The 16930-nt window shown below is 71.4% G+C and carries 11 protein-coding genes; 7 read left to right on the top strand and 4 right to left on the bottom strand.

Translation table 11 applies throughout. The features are described 5' to 3' along the window. Positions 1-27 precede the first annotated feature (27 nt). A complete protein-coding gene (locus tag IEY98_RS29450; RefSeq protein ID WP_189213933.1) occupies positions 28-1005 on the bottom strand; it encodes an ABC transporter substrate-binding protein in 978 nt (325 codons plus the stop codon). Between the two features lie 363 nt (positions 1006-1368). Between IEY98_RS29450 and IEY98_RS29455 the strand changes: the two genes are divergently transcribed. The 4 genes from IEY98_RS29455 (at position 1369) to araA (ending at position 6392) form a co-directional block, all read left to right on the top strand. Further along, positions 1369-2355, top strand: coding sequence for a LacI family DNA-binding transcriptional regulator (locus IEY98_RS29455; protein WP_189213978.1), 987 nt, complete (start codon positions 1369-1371; stop codon positions 2353-2355). A 157-nt stretch (positions 2356-2512) separates the two neighbouring features. Next, positions 2513-4195 (top strand): ribulokinase, encoded by a 1683-nt coding sequence (araB, locus tag IEY98_RS29460; RefSeq protein ID WP_189213934.1) that lies wholly within the window; start codon positions 2513-2515, stop codon positions 4193-4195. Next, positions 4196-4870 carry an L-ribulose-5-phosphate 4-epimerase gene (locus IEY98_RS29465; RefSeq protein ID WP_189213935.1) on the top strand — a complete coding sequence of 225 codons (675 nt, stop codon included), beginning with the start codon at positions 4196-4198 and terminating at the stop codon, positions 4868-4870. 25 nt (positions 4871-4895) lie between these two features. Continuing rightward, on the top strand, positions 4896-6392 hold the full coding sequence (araA, locus tag IEY98_RS29470) for an L-arabinose isomerase (RefSeq protein WP_189213936.1): 1497 nt from the start codon (positions 4896-4898) through the stop codon (positions 6390-6392). 277 nt (positions 6393-6669) lie between these two features. Here the strand turns inward: araA and IEY98_RS29475 are convergent, their stop codons facing one another. Then, positions 6670-8892 (bottom strand): rhamnogalacturonan lyase family protein, encoded by a 2223-nt coding sequence (locus IEY98_RS29475; RefSeq protein ID WP_308425938.1) that lies wholly within the window; start codon positions 8890-8892, stop codon positions 6670-6672. Positions 8893-8939: 47 nt separating this feature from the next. Further along, positions 8940-10388 carry a family 43 glycosylhydrolase gene (locus IEY98_RS29480; RefSeq protein WP_189213937.1) on the bottom strand — a complete coding sequence of 483 codons (1449 nt, stop codon included), beginning with the start codon at positions 10386-10388 and terminating at the stop codon, positions 8940-8942. Positions 10389-10741: 353 nt separating this feature from the next. On the opposite strand from IEY98_RS29480, the gene IEY98_RS29485 reads away from it, so the two are divergent. Both IEY98_RS29485 and IEY98_RS29490 read left to right on the top strand, forming a co-directional pair. Beyond that, the gene (locus IEY98_RS29485) at positions 10742-12109 is read left to right on the top strand and encodes a glycoside hydrolase family 43 protein (RefSeq protein ID WP_189213938.1); all 1368 of its coding nucleotides are present in this window, start codon (positions 10742-10744) and stop codon (positions 12107-12109) included. A 30-nt stretch (positions 12110-12139) separates the two neighbouring features. Further along, on the top strand, positions 12140-13591 hold the full coding sequence (locus IEY98_RS29490; RefSeq protein ID WP_189213939.1) for a family 43 glycosylhydrolase: 1452 nt from the start codon (positions 12140-12142) through the stop codon (positions 13589-13591). A gap of 551 nt (positions 13592-14142) precedes the next feature. On the opposite strand, the gene IEY98_RS29495 is transcribed toward IEY98_RS29490, so the two are convergent. After that, positions 14143-15045, bottom strand: a complete 903-nt coding sequence (locus IEY98_RS29495) for a 3-hydroxyacyl-CoA dehydrogenase family protein (RefSeq protein ID WP_189213940.1) — start codon at positions 15043-15045, stop codon at positions 14143-14145. A gap of 235 nt (positions 15046-15280) precedes the next feature. On the opposite strand from IEY98_RS29495, the gene IEY98_RS29500 reads away from it, so the two are divergent. Beyond that, entirely contained in the window at positions 15281-16927 is a 1647-nt protein-coding gene (locus tag IEY98_RS29500; RefSeq protein ID WP_189213941.1) for a tannase/feruloyl esterase family alpha/beta hydrolase, read from the top strand. Positions 16928-16930: the final 3 nt, after the last annotated feature.

A 16930-nucleotide genomic window follows, 5' to 3' on the forward strand; every position in this document is an offset into this window, starting at 1 on the left:
CTGGGGGATGGGCGGACAGGCCAGGTCTCAGTACTGCCGCTCGGGAAGGACCGCCTTGGCCTGCTCGGGGGTGAAGGTGGTCTCCTCGGTCACCACCCGGGCGGGGACCTCCTCGCCCGCGACGACCTTGGCGGCGAGGTCCATCAGCTGCTCGCCCAGCAGCGGGTTGCACTCGACGATGAAGTTGATCTCGCCGTTGGCCAGGGCGGTCATGCCGTCCTTGACCGCGTCAACGGTCACGATCTTGATGTCCGTGCCGGGCTTCTTGCCCGCGGCCTTGATCGCCTCGATGGCGCCGAGCCCCATGTCGTCGTTGTGGGCGTAGACGACGTCGATGTCCGGGGTGGACTTGAGGAACGCCTCCATGACCTGCTTGCCGCCGGACCGGGTGAAGTCCCCGCTCTGCGTGGCGACGATCTTGATGTCCGGCCGCGCCGCGATGACCTCCTCGAAGCCGGTCTTGCGGTCGATGGCGGGCGCCGCCCCGGTCGTGCCCTGCAACTCGACGACGGTGACCGCGCCCTGGGTGTTGTCGACGACCCACTGGCCCGCCTTGCGGCCCTCCTCCACGAAGTCGGAGCCGAGGAACGTCTTGTAGAGCGAGGTGTCCTCGGAGTCGATCGCGCGGTCGGTCAGGATCACCGGGATGTCGGCGCGCTTGGCCTCCAGCAGCACGGTGTCCCAGCCCGTCTCGACGACCGGGCTGAACGCGATGACGTCGACCTTCTGCTGGATGAAGGACCGGATCGCCTTGATCTGGTTCTCCTGCTTCTGCTGGGCGTCGGAGAACTTCAGCTCGACGCCCGCCGCGGCGGCGGCCTCCTGGATCGACTTGGTGTTCGCCGTCCGCCAGCCGCTCTCGGCGCCCACCTGGGAGAAGCCCATGGTGATCCTGTCGTCGCCCTGGGCCGCCCCGCCCGGCGCCGCCGCGCCGTCGCCGCCGCCGCACGCGGCGAGCGTGGACAGCAGGACCGCGCCGACCGCCGCCGTGATTGTTCTCAACACGATGCTTCTTCCTCCGTGGTCAACCGTGGCGCCCGCTGTCGGCGAAGCGCGTGACCCTGGTCACGGGAGCTAGAGTGAACGTTCACAATCCTGCCGTCAACCCCTGCGGAACCACGAATTCGCATCGTTGACACCCCGTGAGCGGCCCCGTCGGCTGCGTGCCAGCTTTCCTTGCAAGGTACGGCCACCAGGCACTCCTGGTAGTCTGACCACTGTGATCGGCGCGGCGGGACCGTCGCCGGGTCGGTCGACGGATCGGTTCAGATCCCTGTTATCGCTAACAAGTATCGAACCGGTAACGACGGAATCGAGGCTGCTGTGGACAATGCGACGGCGAGTGGGCGCGTGGCCAGGGACCCGGCCATGGTCGACGTCGCGCGGCTGGCGGGCGTGTCGCACCAGACGGTGTCGCGGGTCCTCAACGGCCACCCCAACGTCCGCGAGCAGACCCGGCTCCGGGTGCGCGCCGCGATGGAGGAGCTGGGCTACCGGCCCAACGCCGCGGCCCGCGCGCTGGTCACGGGCCGCTCGCAGCTGATCGGGGTGGTCGCCCAGAACTCCACCCTCTACGGGCCGTCGTCGCTGCTGGCCGCGTTCGAGCTGGCCGCGTCCGCGGCGGGCTTCGCCGTCAGCGTCCGGCGGGTGCGGGAGCTGGACCGGTCCTCGATAGAGGCGGCCCTCGAACAGCACCGCAACCAGCGCGTCGCGGGCATCGTGGCCATAGCGCCCACGGCGTCGGCGAACGAGGCCCTGGCCACCGTCTCGGCCGGGGTCCCGCTGGTGACCATCGACGGCGACCCCGAGCGCGGCGCGCCGCTGGTGACCGTCGACCAGGAGGCGGGCGCCTACGCGGCCACCAAGCACCTGCTCGACGCGGGCCACGCCACGGTGTGGCACGTGTCCGGGCCCGCGGACTGGTTCGACGCCGACGGCCGCGTGCGCGGGTGGCGCCGTGCGCTCGACGAGGCGGGCGCGGAGGTCCCGCCGCTGGCGGCCGCGGACTGGAGCGCCGCCGCCGGGTACCGCGCCGGGCAGATGTTGGCGCGGATGCCAGAGGTCACCGCGGTCTTCGCCGCCAACGACCACCTCGCGCTGGGCATCCTGCGCGCGCTGAGCGAGCGCGGCCGGTCGGTGCCCGACGACGTCAGCGTGGTCGGCTTCGACGACGTGCCCGAGGCGGAGTTCTTCATCCCGCCGCTGACCACCATCCGGCCGGACTTCGACGCCGTGGCCGCCGAGACGCTCGGCCTGCTGCTGGCCCAGCTCTCCGGCACCCAGGCGGCCCCGGTGCAGCGCACCCTCGTCCCGGAGCTGGTCGAACGTCGCAGCGTGGCGCCGCCCCAGCGCTGATCACCGTCCGAACGAGGGCCGGGATACACATCCCGGCCCTCGTTTTGTGCACGCTCACTGCGGCTGACACCGCTTGTTGGAACCGGGTCTTGACGGCGATCGTGTTAACGATAACACTCGGCGCTGTCCCCCTCTTCCCCCTGACAAGGGCGGCTTCATGACCAACGATGACGACGCGCTGGTGGTGGGTGTCGACTTCGGCACCCTGTCCGGCCGCGCCGTGGTGGTCCGGGTGCGCGACGGGGCCGAGCTCGGCGCCGCGGTGCACGAGTACCGGCACGGCGTGGTGGACCGGGTCCTGCCCGCCACCGGCGCCGCGCTCCCCCCGGACTGGGCGCTGCAGGTGCCCCAGGACTACCGCGACGTGCTGCGCTCGGCCGTGCCCGCCGCGCTCGCCGACGCCGGGGCCGACCCGGCCAGGGTGATCGGCGTCGGCACCGACTTCACCGCCTGCACGATGGTCCCCACCACCGCCGACGGCACGCCGTTGTGCGAGCTGCCGGAGTTCGCGGGCAACCCGCACGCCTACGTCAAGCTGTGGCGGCATCACGCCGCCCAGCCGCAGGCCGACCGGATCAACGAGCTGGCCGCCCGGCGGCGGGAGAAGTGGCTGCCCCGCTACGGCGGGCTGATCTCCGCGGAGTGGGAGTTCGCCAAGGGCCTCGAGTTGCTGGAGGAGGCGCCCGAGGTCTACGCGGCGATGGACCGCTGGGTCGAGGCCGCCGACTGGATCGTCTGGCAGCTCACCGGCCGCTATGTCCGCAACGCCTGCACCGCCGGGTACAAGGGCGTCTACCAGGACGGCCGGTACCCGAGCCGGGACTTCCTGGCCGCGCTCGACCCCGGCTTCGCCGACTTCGTCGCCGACAAGGTCGAGCAGCCCATCGGCGCGCTCGGCGCCAGGGCGGGGACGCTGACCGCGGCGGCCGCCGCGTGGACCGGGCTGCCCGAGGGGATCGCCGTCGCGGTCGGCAACGTCGACGCGCACGTCACCGCGCCCGCCGCGCGCGCCGTCGAGCCCGGCCAGATGGTGGCGATCATGGGCACGTCGACCTGCCACGTGATGAGCGGCGACGTGCTGCGCGAGGTGCCGGGGATGTGCGGGGTGGTCGACGGCGGCATCGTCCCCGGGCTCTGGGGTTACGAGGCCGGGCAGAGCGGCGTCGGCGACATCTTCGCCTGGTACATGGAGAACCAGGTCCCGCCGCGCTACCACGAGCAGGCCAGCGAGCGCGGGATCAGCGTGCACGACCTGCTGTCCGAGCTGGCCGCCGCGCAGGAGATCGGCGAGCACGGGCTGGTCGCCCTCGACTGGCACAGCGGCAACCGCTCGGTGCTGGTCGACCACGAGCTGTCGGGGATCGTGGTGGGCATGACGCTGGGCACCCGCGCCGAGGACGTCTACCGCGCGCTGGTGGAGGCCACGGCGTTCGGCACCCGGGTCATCATCGACTCGTTCACCGACGCGGGCGTGCCGGTGCGCGAGCTGATCGTCGCGGGCGGCCTGCTGCGCAACCCGCTGCTCATGCAGATCTACGCCGACGTGGTGAACCTGCCGCTGTCGGTGATCGGGTCGGCCCAGGGCCCCGCGCTCGGCTCGGCGCTGCACGCCGCCGTCGCCGCGGGCGCGTACCCGGACATCCGGGCAGCCTCGGCGGCGATGGGCGCGAAGGAACCGTCGGTGTACCAGCCGGTCCGGGCGAACGTCGCGGCCTACGAGCGGCTGTTCGCCGAGTACGCCGAGCTCTACGACCACTTCGGGCGCGGCGGCAACGACGTCATGCACCGGCTGCGGGCGATCCGGCGCGCGGCCGTCGCCCGGCGCGAGGGGGAGGACTAGATGGCGCTGACCCAGGCGGTGGCCGACGCGGTGGCCGGACTGCGCCGCACGGTGGCGGACCTGCACCGGGAGCTGACCCGGTACGAGCTGGTGATCTGGACGGCTGGCAACGTCTCCGCGCGGGTCGCGGGCGCGGACCTCATGGTGATCAAGCCGTCCGGGGTGTCCTACGACGAGTTGGGGCCCGAGAAGATGGTCGTCACCGACCTGCACGGCAACCTCGTCGACGGGGAACTCGCGCCGTCGTCGGACACGGCCGCGCACGCCTACGTCTACCGGCACATGCCCGAGGTCGGCGGCGTGGTGCACACGCACTCGCCGTACGCCACGGCGTGGGCAGCGCGCGGCGAGCCGATCCCGTGCGTGCTGACCATGATCGCCGACGAGTTCGGCGGCGAGATCCCGGTCGGCCCGTTCGCCATGATCGGCGACGACTCCATCGGCCGGGGCATCGTGGAGACCCTGCGCGGCAGCCGGTCACCGGCGGTGCTGATGCGCAACCACGGCCCGTTCACCATCGGGCGGGACGCGCGCGCGGCGGTCAAGGCCGCGGTCATGGTCGAGGACGTCGCCCGCACCGTCCACTTCGCACACCAGCTGGGTAGGCCGGACGTGATCGACAGCGGCGCCGTCGACCGGCTCTACGAGCGCTACCAGAACGTCTACGGCCAGTAGCCCACCGACTTCCCAGGGGACTCCCATGTCAACACCGCCCAAGCCGCAGGTCTGGTTCCTGACCGGCAGCCAGCACCTCTACGGCCCGGAGACGCTCGAGCAGGTCGCGGGCCAGTCGCAGCGGATCGAGCGCGCGCTGACCGCGACCGGCGCGCTGGGCGCCGAACTGGTGTGGCAGCCGGTGCTGACCGACTCATCGGCGATCCGCCAGACGCTGGAGGCGGCCAACACCGACCCGGCCTGCGTCGGTGTGATCGCCTGGATGCACACCTTCTCCCCGGCGAAGATGTGGATCAGCGGGCTGGACGCGCTGCGCAAGCCGCTGCTGCACCTGCACACCCAGCTCAACGAGGCGCTGCCGTGGTCCACGATCGACATGGACTTCATGAACCTCAACCAGGCGGCGCACGGCGACCGGGAGTTCGGCTACATCCAGACCCGCATCGGCGTGGCGCGCAAGACGGTCGCCGGACACGTGTCCGACCCGCGGCTGGTGAGCCGCGTCGCCGAGTGGGTGCGCGCCGCGGTCGGCCACAACCACCTGCGCGGGCTGCGCCTGGCCCGCTTCGGCGACAACATGCGCGACGTCGCGGTGACCGAGGGCGACAAGGTCGAGGCCGAGTTGCGCTTCGGCGTCAGCGTGAACACCTACGGCGTCAACGACCTGGTGGCGGTGGTCGACGCGGTGGCGGACGCCGAGATCGACCAGCTGGTGGCCGAGTACGCCGACGCCTACCGGCTGGCCCCCGAACTGGCCGTGGGCGGGGAGCGGCACGAATCCCTGCGCTACGCCGCGCGCCTGGAGGCGGGTCTGCGCCGGTTCCTCGTCGACGGCGGGTTCGGCGCGTTCACCACCAACTTCCAGGACCTGGGCGGATTGCGGCAGCTGCCCGGCCTGGCGGTGCAGCGGCTGATGGCCGATGGCTACGGCTTCGGCGGCGAGGGCGACTGGAAGACGAGCGCCCTGCTGGCCGCGGTCAAGGCAATGGGCCCGTCGGCGTCGTTCATGGAGGACTACACCTACCACTTCGGCCCCGGGACGCCGAAGACGCTCGGCGCGCACATGCTGGAGGTGTGCCCGTCGATCGCCGCCGACCGGCCGTCGTGCGAGATCCACCCGCTGGGCATCGGCGACCGCGACGACCCGGTGCGCCTGGTCTTCGACGCCGAGCCCGGCCCGGCCGCGGTGATCGGCCTGGCCGACCTCGGCGACCGGTTCCGGCTGGTGGCCAACGAGATCGACGTCGTGCCGCCGGACGAGCCCCTGCCGAACCTCCCGGTCGCGCGCGCGGTGTGGACGCCGCGGCCGTCGCTTCCGATCTCGGCGGAGTGCTGGCTGACCGCGGGCGGCCCGCACCACACCGTCCTCACCCGGTCGGCGGGCGTGGGCGTGCTGCGCGACTTCGCCAGGATGGTCGACACCGAGCTGGTCGTCATCGGCGAGGCCACCACGACCGACGACTTCACCGACCGGCTCCGCTGGAACCAGGCCTACCACCGGCTCGCCCAGGGCCTGCGCTGACGGTCAGGGCCGGGGGCCTTCCTGCACACCGGCAACGGCCTCTCGTCGAAGACCTCACTCGACCGGATCGCCTTCCGTGGCGCGGGTTCGGCGTTCCCCGGCGGCACTGCGCCATCCGCAGCCGGGTGCTCGGAGTGAACGGCGCCGCCGCAGCCGGTGCGCAGATCGTCTTCCGGGAACCACCACGGGAGCGACGACCACCTGCGCTTCGTGCAGACGCGCGCCGTGGCCCGCCTGGGTGGCGGGCCACGGCGGTGGTCATTTCTCCGGGATCAGCTCAGCGGAGGGCGAAGCTGGGGTGGGGTGGCTGGTTGTAGGCGGTGTTCTGCCAGGCGATCGCCACCCGGTACTGGGTGTCGTGGACGAGCGTGGTGAAGCGCCGGTCGGTGGGGTGGGGGGTCGAGTAGATGCGCAGCGCGCGGTTGTCGAGGGTGGGCCAGATGACCTCCTCGCGCCAGTCGCCGAGGATGTCGCCGGACAGGGACGGGGTGGCCTTGGAGCCGTTGTTGGAGTGCACGCCCGACGCGGTGAGCAGGCGGGTGTCGCCGCCGGTGCCGTACTTGTCGATGCGGGTCTGGTCCAGCAGCTCGCGGGTCGGGTCGCCGTCCCACCACACCAGGAAGTTGATCGAGGAGGGCTTGCGGCCGACCGCCTGGCCACGGGTGTTGCGCAGGCTGCCGTCCATCGCCGACCAGGACTCCGCGCCGGGGCTGCCAGCGTAGATGTCGGCGGACACGCCGCGGCCGTTGTCGCCGCCGGACGCGGTGGTCCACAGGCGCTGGCCGGTGCGGGCGTCGGCGAACCAGGAGCCGGGCTGGTTGCTGCTCTCGGAGACCTTAAGGTACTCCAGGCCCGGCCGCGACGGGTCCAGGTCGCCGAGGTGGCCAGCGTCGCCGTGGCCGAGGCCGGTGGTCCACAGGCCCCGGCCGTTGTCGTCGATGGCGGCGGCGCCGTAGACGATCTCGTCGCGGCCGTCCTGGTCGACGTCGCCCACCGTCAGGGAGTGGTTGCCCTGCCCGGCATAGCCGCTGGCGGTGTTGCTGTCGAAGGTCCAGCGCTTGACGAGCCGCCCGTCGCGGAAGTCCCAGGCCGCGATGACCGCGCGCGTGTAGTAGCCGCGGGCCATGATCAGCGACGGGCGGACGCCGTCGAGGTAGGCGGTGCCCGCCAGGAACCGGTCGACGCGGTTGCCGTAGCTGTCGCCCCAGGAGGCGACGTTGCCGCGCGGCGGGTCGTAGTCCACCGTCGACATGGCCGCGCCGGTCAGCCCGTTGAACATCGTCAGGAACTCCGGGCCGGACAGGATGTAGCCGCTGGAGTTGCGGTAGTCGGCGTTGGCGTTGCCGATCACGACACCGCGGCCGTCGCGGGTGCCGTCCGCGGTCTTCATCGCGACCTCGGCGCGCCCGTCACCGTCGTAGTCGTACACCTGGAACTGCGTGTAGTGCGCGCCCGCCCGGATGTTGCGGCCGAGGTCGATGCGCCACAGCCGGGTGCCGTTCAGCCGGTAGGCGTCGATGTAGACGTTGCCCGTCACGCCGGACTGCGAGTTGTCCTTGGCGTTGTTCGGGTCCCACTTGAGGACGATCTCGTACTGCCCGTCGCCGTCGAGGTCGCCGACGCTGGCGTCGTTGGCGCTGTAGGTGCTCCCCGGCGGCTGGATCGGCACGTCGAGGTGCCCGCCGCCGGTGAACCGCAGCGACGGCTCCGACGGCGCCCGCTCCACGCCGCCGACCACTGCGCGGACCGTGTAGGAGGCGTCACCGGCCGCGCCGTTGTCGAGGTAGTTGGTCGAGGAGGTGATCGGGCTGCCGTTGAGCCTCGTCGTGCCGCGGTAGACGTTGAACGCGACGCCCTGCGGGTCACCGGCCAGCAGCCGCCAGCTCACCAGGTTGCCGTTGCCCGACCGCACACTGGTCAGACCCCGGTTCAGGCTCTCGAGCTGGCGGCCGTCCGGACCGGGGCCGGGGTCGGGGTTCGCGTCCACCCGCACCAGCCGCCACTGCTGGTTGGCGCCGTCCTGGTCGGTGTACTGGGACACCCGCGCGCCGTCGGCGGTCGACCGCTCCCACACGTCCAGCGCCTTGCCGCTGTTGCGGTTCACCAGCCGCACGTGCCCGTCCGCGGAATCGCGGAGCTGGAACTGCTGGTTGGTCCCGTTGTGGTCGGTCCACTGCACCACGTTGGCGCCGTTCTCGGTGGACCGGCCCTCGACGTCGAGGACCTTGCCGCTGTGCCGGGACTTGAGCCGGTAGTAGCCCCCGCCGGAGTCGACGAACTGCCACTGCTGCCACGCGCCGTCGTTGCGCGCCCACTGCACGATCGGCGCGCCGTCGTCGGTGGCGAGGTTGTAGACATCGAGAGCTTTGCCGCTGTGCCGGTTCACCAGCACGTAGTAGGCGTTGGTGTCGACCACGGCCGCGGACGCGGACTGCGTCACCACGACCGTGCCGCCTACCACCATCGCGGTGGCCGCCAGGGCCACCCCGAGCTTTCTCATCGGGTCCTCCACTTCGTCATGCCCGTGGGAGCGTCTTGGGGGCAGGCTCACTCCAGGACGAACGTCGCGTCCGCCCGGCCGAGCGCGTCCGGCGCGGTCGCGAGGACCAGCTGGAAGCCGACGTGCCGGAGGTAGTGGCCCGGGAAGTTGACCGACTCGAACGACACGCCCGCGCTGGACGCCAGGCCGGGGCGGCGGTGGAACGACGCGTCGGCGCGGAAGGTAGCGCTGCCGTCGTTGCGCTCCACCCACGCCTCGTGGTCGCGGTGGCGGAGGTAGTAGCCGGGGAAGTTGGTCGACTCCAGCGACACCGTGCCCGATCCCGTCAGGCCGGGAACGACGCGGAACTGGGAGTCGGCCAGCGGGGTGACGCCCGCGTCGATGCGGGCCCGGTGCTCCCAGTGGCGCACGAACCGGTCGGGGAAGTTGTGGGACCTCAGGCGCACGGGCGTCACACCGTCGGCGACCGGGATGCCGAAGTCCGGGGTGCCGTCGGGCTTCCAGTAGAACTTCTGCACGCGGGTGCGGCGGTTGGGGTCGCGCAGCGGGTCGCCCGCGATGTCGCGGTAGTCGCGGTCGTGGTAGACGAGGATGTCGCTCTGGCCGTCCTCGGACGTGGTGAACGAGTTGTGCCCGGGCCCGTACTGGCCGGTGGCCGCGTTGGACTGGAAGACCGGGTTCGGGCTCTTGGTCCACGAGGCCGGGTTGAGCAGGTCGGCGGACGCGGACGCGGTCAGCATCCCGAGGCAGTAGTTCGCGTCCGTGGCGCTGGCGGAGTAGGTCATGAACACCCGGCCGTTGCGCTGCACCACCGCGGGCCCCTCGGCCACGCGCACGCCGCCACGGGTCTCCCAGGCCAGGGTGGGGACGGTCAGCCGGGCGACCGGCCCGGTGATCTGCCAGGGGTTCGCGCCCATCCGGGCGAGGTAGAGGTTGGAGTTGGTGGAGATCCCCGGCTCGGCCTGCGCCCAGGTCAGGTAGCGCACGCCGTTCACGGTGAAGGTGGACATGTCCAGGGAGAAGGTGTCCCACGGGACGTTGACGCGGCCGCGCTCGACCCAGGAGCCGGTCATCGGGTCGGCGCTGGAGTTCTCCAGCACGTACGGGCGGATGCGCCACACGTCGTCGGTGCGGCCCGCGGCGAAGTAGACGTACCACCGGCCGTTGATGAAGTGGATCTCCGGCGCCCAGATGTGCGCGCCCATCTCGCCGCTGGCGTGCCGCCGCCAGATCACCGACTCCGGCGCGGTGGCCAGGCCCTGGATCGTGGTCGCCCGGCGCAGCACGATCCGGTCGTACTCCGGCACCGTGGCGGTGAAGTAGTAGTAGCCGTCGGAGTGCTTGACGATGTGCGGGTCGGCCCGCTGGGCGGCGATCGGGTTCGTGTACCGGACCGCCGGGGCCGCCGAGGCCGGGGCCGCCATCACCGTGGTCAGGCAGGCCAGCAGGGCGACCACCACCAGCACGACACGATGGCGCGGAACGCGGGTGTTCATCGAGCAGCTCCTCTCTCACCACCCAGTGCGCGCCGGTGCGGCGTTATCGCTAACAGAGCGGAGTCCGGCTTCCGGGCCGCAGGCGCGCGGGGGAGTGTCTATGGGTAACGCGAAACTTATCGCCGTGTCAATAGACCGATTGTGCTGGGGATTTGCACGCTGCAACCGCTCCCAGTCGAGCCGATCATGGGACGTGCTCGTTGGGTGGGAAATCGTCGCGGCGACGGCTGAGGCTTGCCGCCCATCTCTGGCTGCTGTTAACGTTCACAGCACTGTTCGGCCGAGTGTTCCCCGGCTTACCGGTCTGTCGCGGGTCCCGCTGGCCGCCATCCCGGACGAGGAGTTGTCCGACCATGCCGCAACGACGCGCATTCCTGGTGGGCGGGCTGTCCGCCGTCGCCCTGGCGGGCGCGGGCCGCCTGGTCGCGCACGCCGCGCCCGGCGATTCCGCTTACGTGATGGGCTACTTCACCGAGTCGCCGGACCGGCTGGCCGACCGGTACGCCCTGCACCTGGCGGTCAGCTCGGACGGGCTGAACTGGGTCCCGCTCAACCAGGGCAACCCCGTCGCCACGCCGACCGAGGGCACGCGCGGCCTGCGCGACCCGTTCATCATGCGCAAGCGCGGTGGTGGGTTCGTCGTCCTGGCCACCGACCTGACCGGGACCGACTTCACCCGGCAGAACCAGCACATCCACGTGTGGGACTCGCCGGACCTGCGGTCGTTCACCGGCTACCGCAGGCTGCGGATGCACTCGATGCCGACGCACACCTGGGCGCCCGAGGCGTTCTGGGACGCCGAGCGCGGCCAGTACGGCATCATCTACTCGGCCAACAGCGGCGGACGCGACGGGATCTGGGTCAACCACACCACCGACTTCGTCACCGTCGGCCCACCGCAGCTGTTCTTCGACCCCGGCTTCGATGTCCTGGACGCAACTGTCCACCTGGGACAGGGCATGAACTTCCTGTACTACAAGAGCTTCGCGGACGGGCGTCTCTACGGCGCCCGCTCGCCCACGCTCACTCCGCGCAGCTTCACCACGTACACACGCGGTGTGGTCAGCGGCGGGATCGAGGCGCCGATCGTCGTGAAGGCCCACGACCGCGACGAGTGGTGGCTGTGGGGCGACTCCTTCGCCCCTGTCAACGGCGAGCTGTACGCCTGGCGCAGCGGCGACATCGCCACCGACTCGTGGGCACCGCTCTCCAAGGCGGAGTACACCCAGCCGCTCAACGCCAAGCACCCCACCATCTGCGGCATCACCGCGACGGAGCACGCCGACCTGCTCGCCCGCTGGGGCGCGCCGGGCTGGAACCGGATCAAGTCCCACAACCTCCCCGACCACCTGATCCGGCACGCCGACAACGTGGGCCGCATCGACCCGTACCCGTTCGACCCCTACCAGGACGCGATGTGGCGGCTTGTGCCCGGTCTCGCGTCGCCGGCCGGGCTGTCGTTCCGCTCGGTCAACTATCCCGACCGCTATCTGCGGCACGCCGGTTTCGCGGTGGGCCTGGCCCGGAACGACGGCTCGGCCCTCTTCGCCGCCGACGCCACGTTCCACCGCGTGCCCGGGCTCGCCGACAGCACGTGGACCTCGTTCCGGTCGCACAACTTCCCGGACCGGCACCTCCGGCACGCAGGCCACGTGCTGCGCGTGGACCCGATCGCCACCGCGGCCGACCGCGCCGACGCCACCTTCCGGATCGGTCACTGACCGGTCCCGTCCCGCAGAGTGGAGGACCCGATGAGAAAGCTCGGGGTGGTCTTGGCGGCCACCGCGACGGTGTTCGCAGGCACGACCGCGGCGCCGCGGCAGGCGTCCGCGGCCGTGGTCGACACCAACGCCTACTACGTGCTGGTGAACCGGCACAGCGGCAAGGCATTGGACGTCTACAACCTCGCCACCGAGGACGGCGCGCGTATCTCGCAGTACACGCGTAACGACGGGGCCTGGCAGCAGTGGCAGTTCGTCGACTCCGGCGGCGGCTACTACCGGCTCAAGTCCCGGCACAGCGGCAAGGTGCTCGACATCGAGGGCGCGTCGACGGCCGACCGGGCCGACGTGATCCAGTGGGCCGACCACAACGGGAGCAACCAGCAGTTCCGGCTGGCGGACTCCGGGGGCGGGTTCGTCCGGCTGGTCAACCGCAACAGCGGCAAGGCAGTCGACGTGCTGGACTTCTCCACCGCCGACGGCGCGCGGCTCATCCAGTGGCCCGACACCGGCGGGGCGAACCAGCAGTGGCGGCTGGTGAGACTCGGCGCGTTCACCAACCCGATCAAGCGCAACGGGCCCGACCCGTGGATGCAGTACCACGACGGGTACTACTACCTGGCCACCACGACGTGGAACTCCACGATCACCATGCGCAGGTCGCGGACGCTGGCGGGCCTGTCTACGGCCGCCGACCAGGTGGTCTTCAACCTGGCTGGCAGGCAGAACGGGTGCTGCAACATGTGGGCCCCGGAGTTCCACCTGCTCAACGGCCGCTGGTACCTGTACTACGTCGCGGGGCAGAACGTGCCGGACTTCAACCCGACCCAGCGCATCCACGTGCTGGAGAGCGCGGGCGCCGACCCGATGGGTCCGTACTCCTTCAAGGCCGACCTGGGCAGCACGTGGGAGCTGGACCCGAGCGTCCTGCGGCACAACGGCAGGCTCTACCTGCTGGGCAGCGCCATGGACGGCACCCAGAGCATCACCATCACACCGCTGTCCAACCCGTGGACGATCAGCGGGGCGCGCCGGACGATCAGCCAGCCCACGCTGGCCTGGGAGCGGCAGACGCACCCGGTCAACGAGGGCGCCGAACCGCTCTACCGCGACGGCCGCGTCATGATCGTCTATTCGGCCAGCGCGTGCTGGGGTCCGGACTACAAGCTGGGCCTGCTCACCCTGACCGGCGCCGACCCGCTCAACCGGGCGCACTGGACGAAGACGCCCACCCCGGTGTTCCAGCGCAACGACGCCAACGGCGTGTTCGCCCCGGGCCACAACGGCTTCTTCAAGTCCCCCGACGGCACCGAGGACTGGATCGTCTACCACGCCAACGACTCCGCCACCGGCGGCTGCGACATGAACCGCTCCACCCGGGCGCAGAAGTTCACCTGGAACGCCGACGGCACCCCGAACTTCGGCACCCCCGTCCGCCTCGGCACCCCCCTTCCCGCGCCCTCCGGCGAGCCCACCGCCTGACCGAAAGCCGCCTGCGGGCGCCGAGCCATCGGCACCCGCAGGCGGTTCGGACGGCGGGCGGATGCCACCAGCGCGCGGCGCCTCGGGGCAAGCGGGACATCGGGACTCCCTGGGCGTGGTCGGTCGGGCCGCGCGTGACGATTTCGGCTCGGTCACCGGCATTGGGAGCGCTCCCAAAGGATGCTAACACGCCCCGCCTGTGGGCTCAAGGTGCGGAGTTTCCTGGATTCCCGTCCCGTGCTGCGTGGTGAGCGGGGAGCCCGGGGCTGCCGGGCTCCCCGCTCCGCGGGGATCAGGGGCCAGCGACGGCCTGGGCCGTCGGGTTGCGTTCGAAGACCGACCAGAACGAGGACGAGCAGCACGCGCAGTTCGGGCCGAAGTGGAGGCCGCGGGCCTGCTCGTCGTTCATCAGGTGGGGGCGCGAATGCCGGAGAGGGTCGACTGTCCGCCGAATCCGGATGTGTAAGGAAATCCATTGAGCGGACAATGGAAAGGGGGCATGTAAGCCGCTGATCGCAGGCTCACACGCCCCCGGGCATTCGGGACGGACGCTACAGATTCCGCCGGACGCCGTCAATGAGGCGGCGTGCCACCTCGTCGCCCCGGTCGAGCGGCCAGGGGAGCAGGCCCTGGCCGGAGGCCCGGCCGCGGTGGCCGTCGGCGAGGAGGTCGTTCAGGCAGGAGAACGGGCCCGAACTGGCGGACAGGCCGGGCGCGAGGCTGGTCAGGATGGAGCTGGTGAGGTCGAGGCCGATGTAGTCGGCGTTCTCCATGGGGCCGACGGACGCCAGCCGCAGCCCGAAGCTCGACCGCACCACGGTGTCGATGGTGGCGGCGTCGCAGACGCCTTCCTGCAGCAGGTGCAGTGCCTCCCGGAGCAGGGCGAACTGGAGCCGGTTGCCGATGAAGCCGGGCACGTCGCGGTGGAGGCGGACGGTCGTCTTGCCGAGCGCGCCGAGCAGGTCCTCCACTTGCGACACCAGCTCCGGCGCCGTTCGCGCGCTGGGCGCGATCTCCACCAGCGGGATGACGTGCGGCGGGTTCCACCAGTGGACGCCGACGAGGCGGTCGGGGTGGCGCATCGCGGACCCGATGTCGGTGAGCGGGAGGACCGAGGTGTTCGACCACACCGGCACCCGCGGGGAGACGACCGCCTCCACCTCCGCGATCACCTCGTGCTTGACGGACAGCCGTTCCGGCACCGCCTCGACGACGACATCGGCAGCGCGCAGGGCGTCCGGCAGGTCGGGCGTGGGGATGATCCGGTCGCGCGCCCGGCTGCTCTCCTCCTCCGATGCGCCGCACAGGCGCAGGGCCTTCTCCACCCGGATGTCGAGGCTGCCCAGCGTCGCCGGGTCCCGATCGTGGACGTGGACCCGGTGGCCGCCCTGGGCGAGCGCGACCGCGATCCCGTGTCCCATGAGCCCGGCACCGATGATGCCGAATCGCGCCATGACTGTCCTTCTGCTTGTGCTGACATGTCGGCTGTTCGCCGTGATCGACGCTATTGGCGACGGCGGCGCACGCTCAATGTCCGTTGCTCTACAAGCCCGCCGCGTTCTGTGGAGATCCGAACACTGTGGAGCACCACATGCCGGGTGCGGCGAGAGTGTTCCCATCTCCATTGTCGGCCGAGGAGGCGGTGCCGAGAATGCCGTATTCACCCGGGGGAATGTCGGAAGGGTTCGCATGAGAAGGTCTGTCGTTCTTGTCCCGCTTGCCGCGTTAGCGGCCTCCACGATCGCCTCCGCTCCCGCGTCCGGGACGGCGGAGCCAGCCGCCTGCGCCGATCTCGCCGGGCTGCCGATCCCCGCCTCGGTGATCGGGCTGCCGACCGGGGGAGGGGAGGTCACCGCCGCGCGCCTGGTCGCCCCGTCCGGGCAAGGGCCCGCCGCGGTCGGCGAGCACTGCCAGGTCGACGCCGCCGTCCACCCGGTGGACCCGGCCGCCCCCGACATCAGAATGCGCGTCGCGCTGCCGACCGGGTGGAACCGCAAGGCGATGATGTTCGGCGGCGGCGGATACGACGGCGTCCTCCCCGCGATCACGGGCACCGTCCCCTACGGCCCGGCCGACGCGCCCACCCCGCTCGGACGCGGATACGCCACGTTCGCCAGCGATTCCGGGCACCAGGCCGCGCCGGACTTCCGGCCGACCCCGCTCCTGGACGGCTCCTTCGGGGTCAACGACGAGGCGCTGCGCAACTTCGCGGGCGACGCGCTGAAGAAGACCCGCGACGCGGCCGTGTTCCTCATCCACGCGCGGTACGGCGAGAAGCCCGCGCACAGCTACTTCGCGGGCGGCTCCAGCGGCGGCCGCGAGGGCCTGGCCGTGGCGCAGCGCTGGCCGACCGACTTCGACGGGGTGATCGCGGTCTACCCGGCGTGGAACGCGGCCAGCCTCGACCTGTTCTTCGGCTACCAGGCCCGCCTTCTCGCGCAGCCCGGCGCCTTCCCGAACCCGGCGAAGCAGGCCCTGCTGCACCGCAGCGTCATCAAGGCGTGCGACGGCATCGACGGGCTCGCCGACGGGGTCATCTCGCATGAGTCGGGCTGCCGGTTCACCCCCTGGTCGCTGCGCTGCCCCGGCGGCGGGGACCGGGGCGACACCTGCCTGTCCGGCCGCCAGATCCGCGCTGTCACCGCGCTGTCGTCGCCCCTGCGGTGGCCGTATCGGCTCGCCAGCGGGGAGCGGGGCTACCCCGGGTTCCCGTTCCTGTCCGGGGCCGACATGACGACCCCACTGCTGGGCATGGGCGCCGTGGCCCCGGCCGACCCGATGCCGAAGGACAGCGGCTTCGGCCCGCAGTTCTGGGACCAGTGGGTGCGCCACTTCGTCACCCGCGACGCCGGTTTCGACCCGCTCGCCATCGACCCGCGCGCGCCCGGGCCGTGGCAGCGGCGCATCAGCGAGCTGTCCGCCCTGCAGGACGTCAACGAGCCCGACCTGCGGCGCTTCGCCGCGAACGGGGGCAAGCTGCTGCTCCTGCACGGCACGGCGGACGAGTTGGTCAGCCATCGGTCCACAGTGGAGTACTTCGAGCGCGTCCAGCGGACCATGGGCAGGCACGCCGTCGACCGGTTCGTCCGGTTCTACCTCGTGCCGGGCGCCAACCACGTCAACGTCGACACGCCGTTCGCCGCGGGCTGGGACTCGGTCGGCGCCCTGGAGACCTGGGTCGAACACGGTCAGGCGCCGGTCCACCCCGTGGTCGCCGACAAGAACCCGACCGCCGACCGCACCCGGCCGCTGTGCCGGTACCCGACCTGGCCGAGGTACGACGGCTCCGGCGACCCGGACTCGGCGGCGAGCTTCACCTGCGTGCGAGGGCGCTAGCGG

This window comes from Actinokineospora fastidiosa (assembly GCF_014648415.1).
GTDB classification, from domain to species: Bacteria; Actinomycetota; Actinomycetes; order Mycobacteriales; family Pseudonocardiaceae; genus Actinokineospora; species Actinokineospora fastidiosa.

Bases quoted from the DNA above. Each gene is read 5' to 3' on its own strand.
- IEY98_RS29455 (WP_189213978.1), top strand. From the start codon at position 1,369: ATGGTCGACGTCGCGCGGCTGGCGGGCGTGTCGCACCAGACGGTGTCG.
- araB (WP_189213934.1), top strand. From the start codon at position 2,513: ATGACCAACGATGACGACGCGCTGGTGGTGGGTGTCGACTTCGGCACC.
- IEY98_RS29465 (WP_189213935.1), top strand. From the start codon at position 4,196: ATGGCGCTGACCCAGGCGGTGGCCGACGCGGTGGCCGGACTGCGCCGC.
- araA (WP_189213936.1), top strand. From the start codon at position 4,896: ATGTCAACACCGCCCAAGCCGCAGGTCTGGTTCCTGACCGGCAGCCAG.
- IEY98_RS29475 (WP_308425938.1), bottom strand. From the start codon at position 8,892: ATGAGAAAGCTCGGGGTGGCCCTGGCGGCCACCGCGATGGTGGTAGGC.
- IEY98_RS29480 (WP_189213937.1), bottom strand. From the start codon at position 10,388: ATGAACACCCGCGTTCCGCGCCATCGTGTCGTGCTGGTGGTGGTCGCC.
- IEY98_RS29485 (WP_189213938.1), top strand. From the start codon at position 10,742: ATGCCGCAACGACGCGCATTCCTGGTGGGCGGGCTGTCCGCCGTCGCC.
- IEY98_RS29490 (WP_189213939.1), top strand. From the start codon at position 12,140: ATGAGAAAGCTCGGGGTGGTCTTGGCGGCCACCGCGACGGTGTTCGCA.
- IEY98_RS29495 (WP_189213940.1), bottom strand. From the start codon at position 15,045: ATGGCGCGATTCGGCATCATCGGTGCCGGGCTCATGGGACACGGGATC.
- IEY98_RS29500 (WP_189213941.1), top strand. From the start codon at position 15,281: ATGAGAAGGTCTGTCGTTCTTGTCCCGCTTGCCGCGTTAGCGGCCTCC.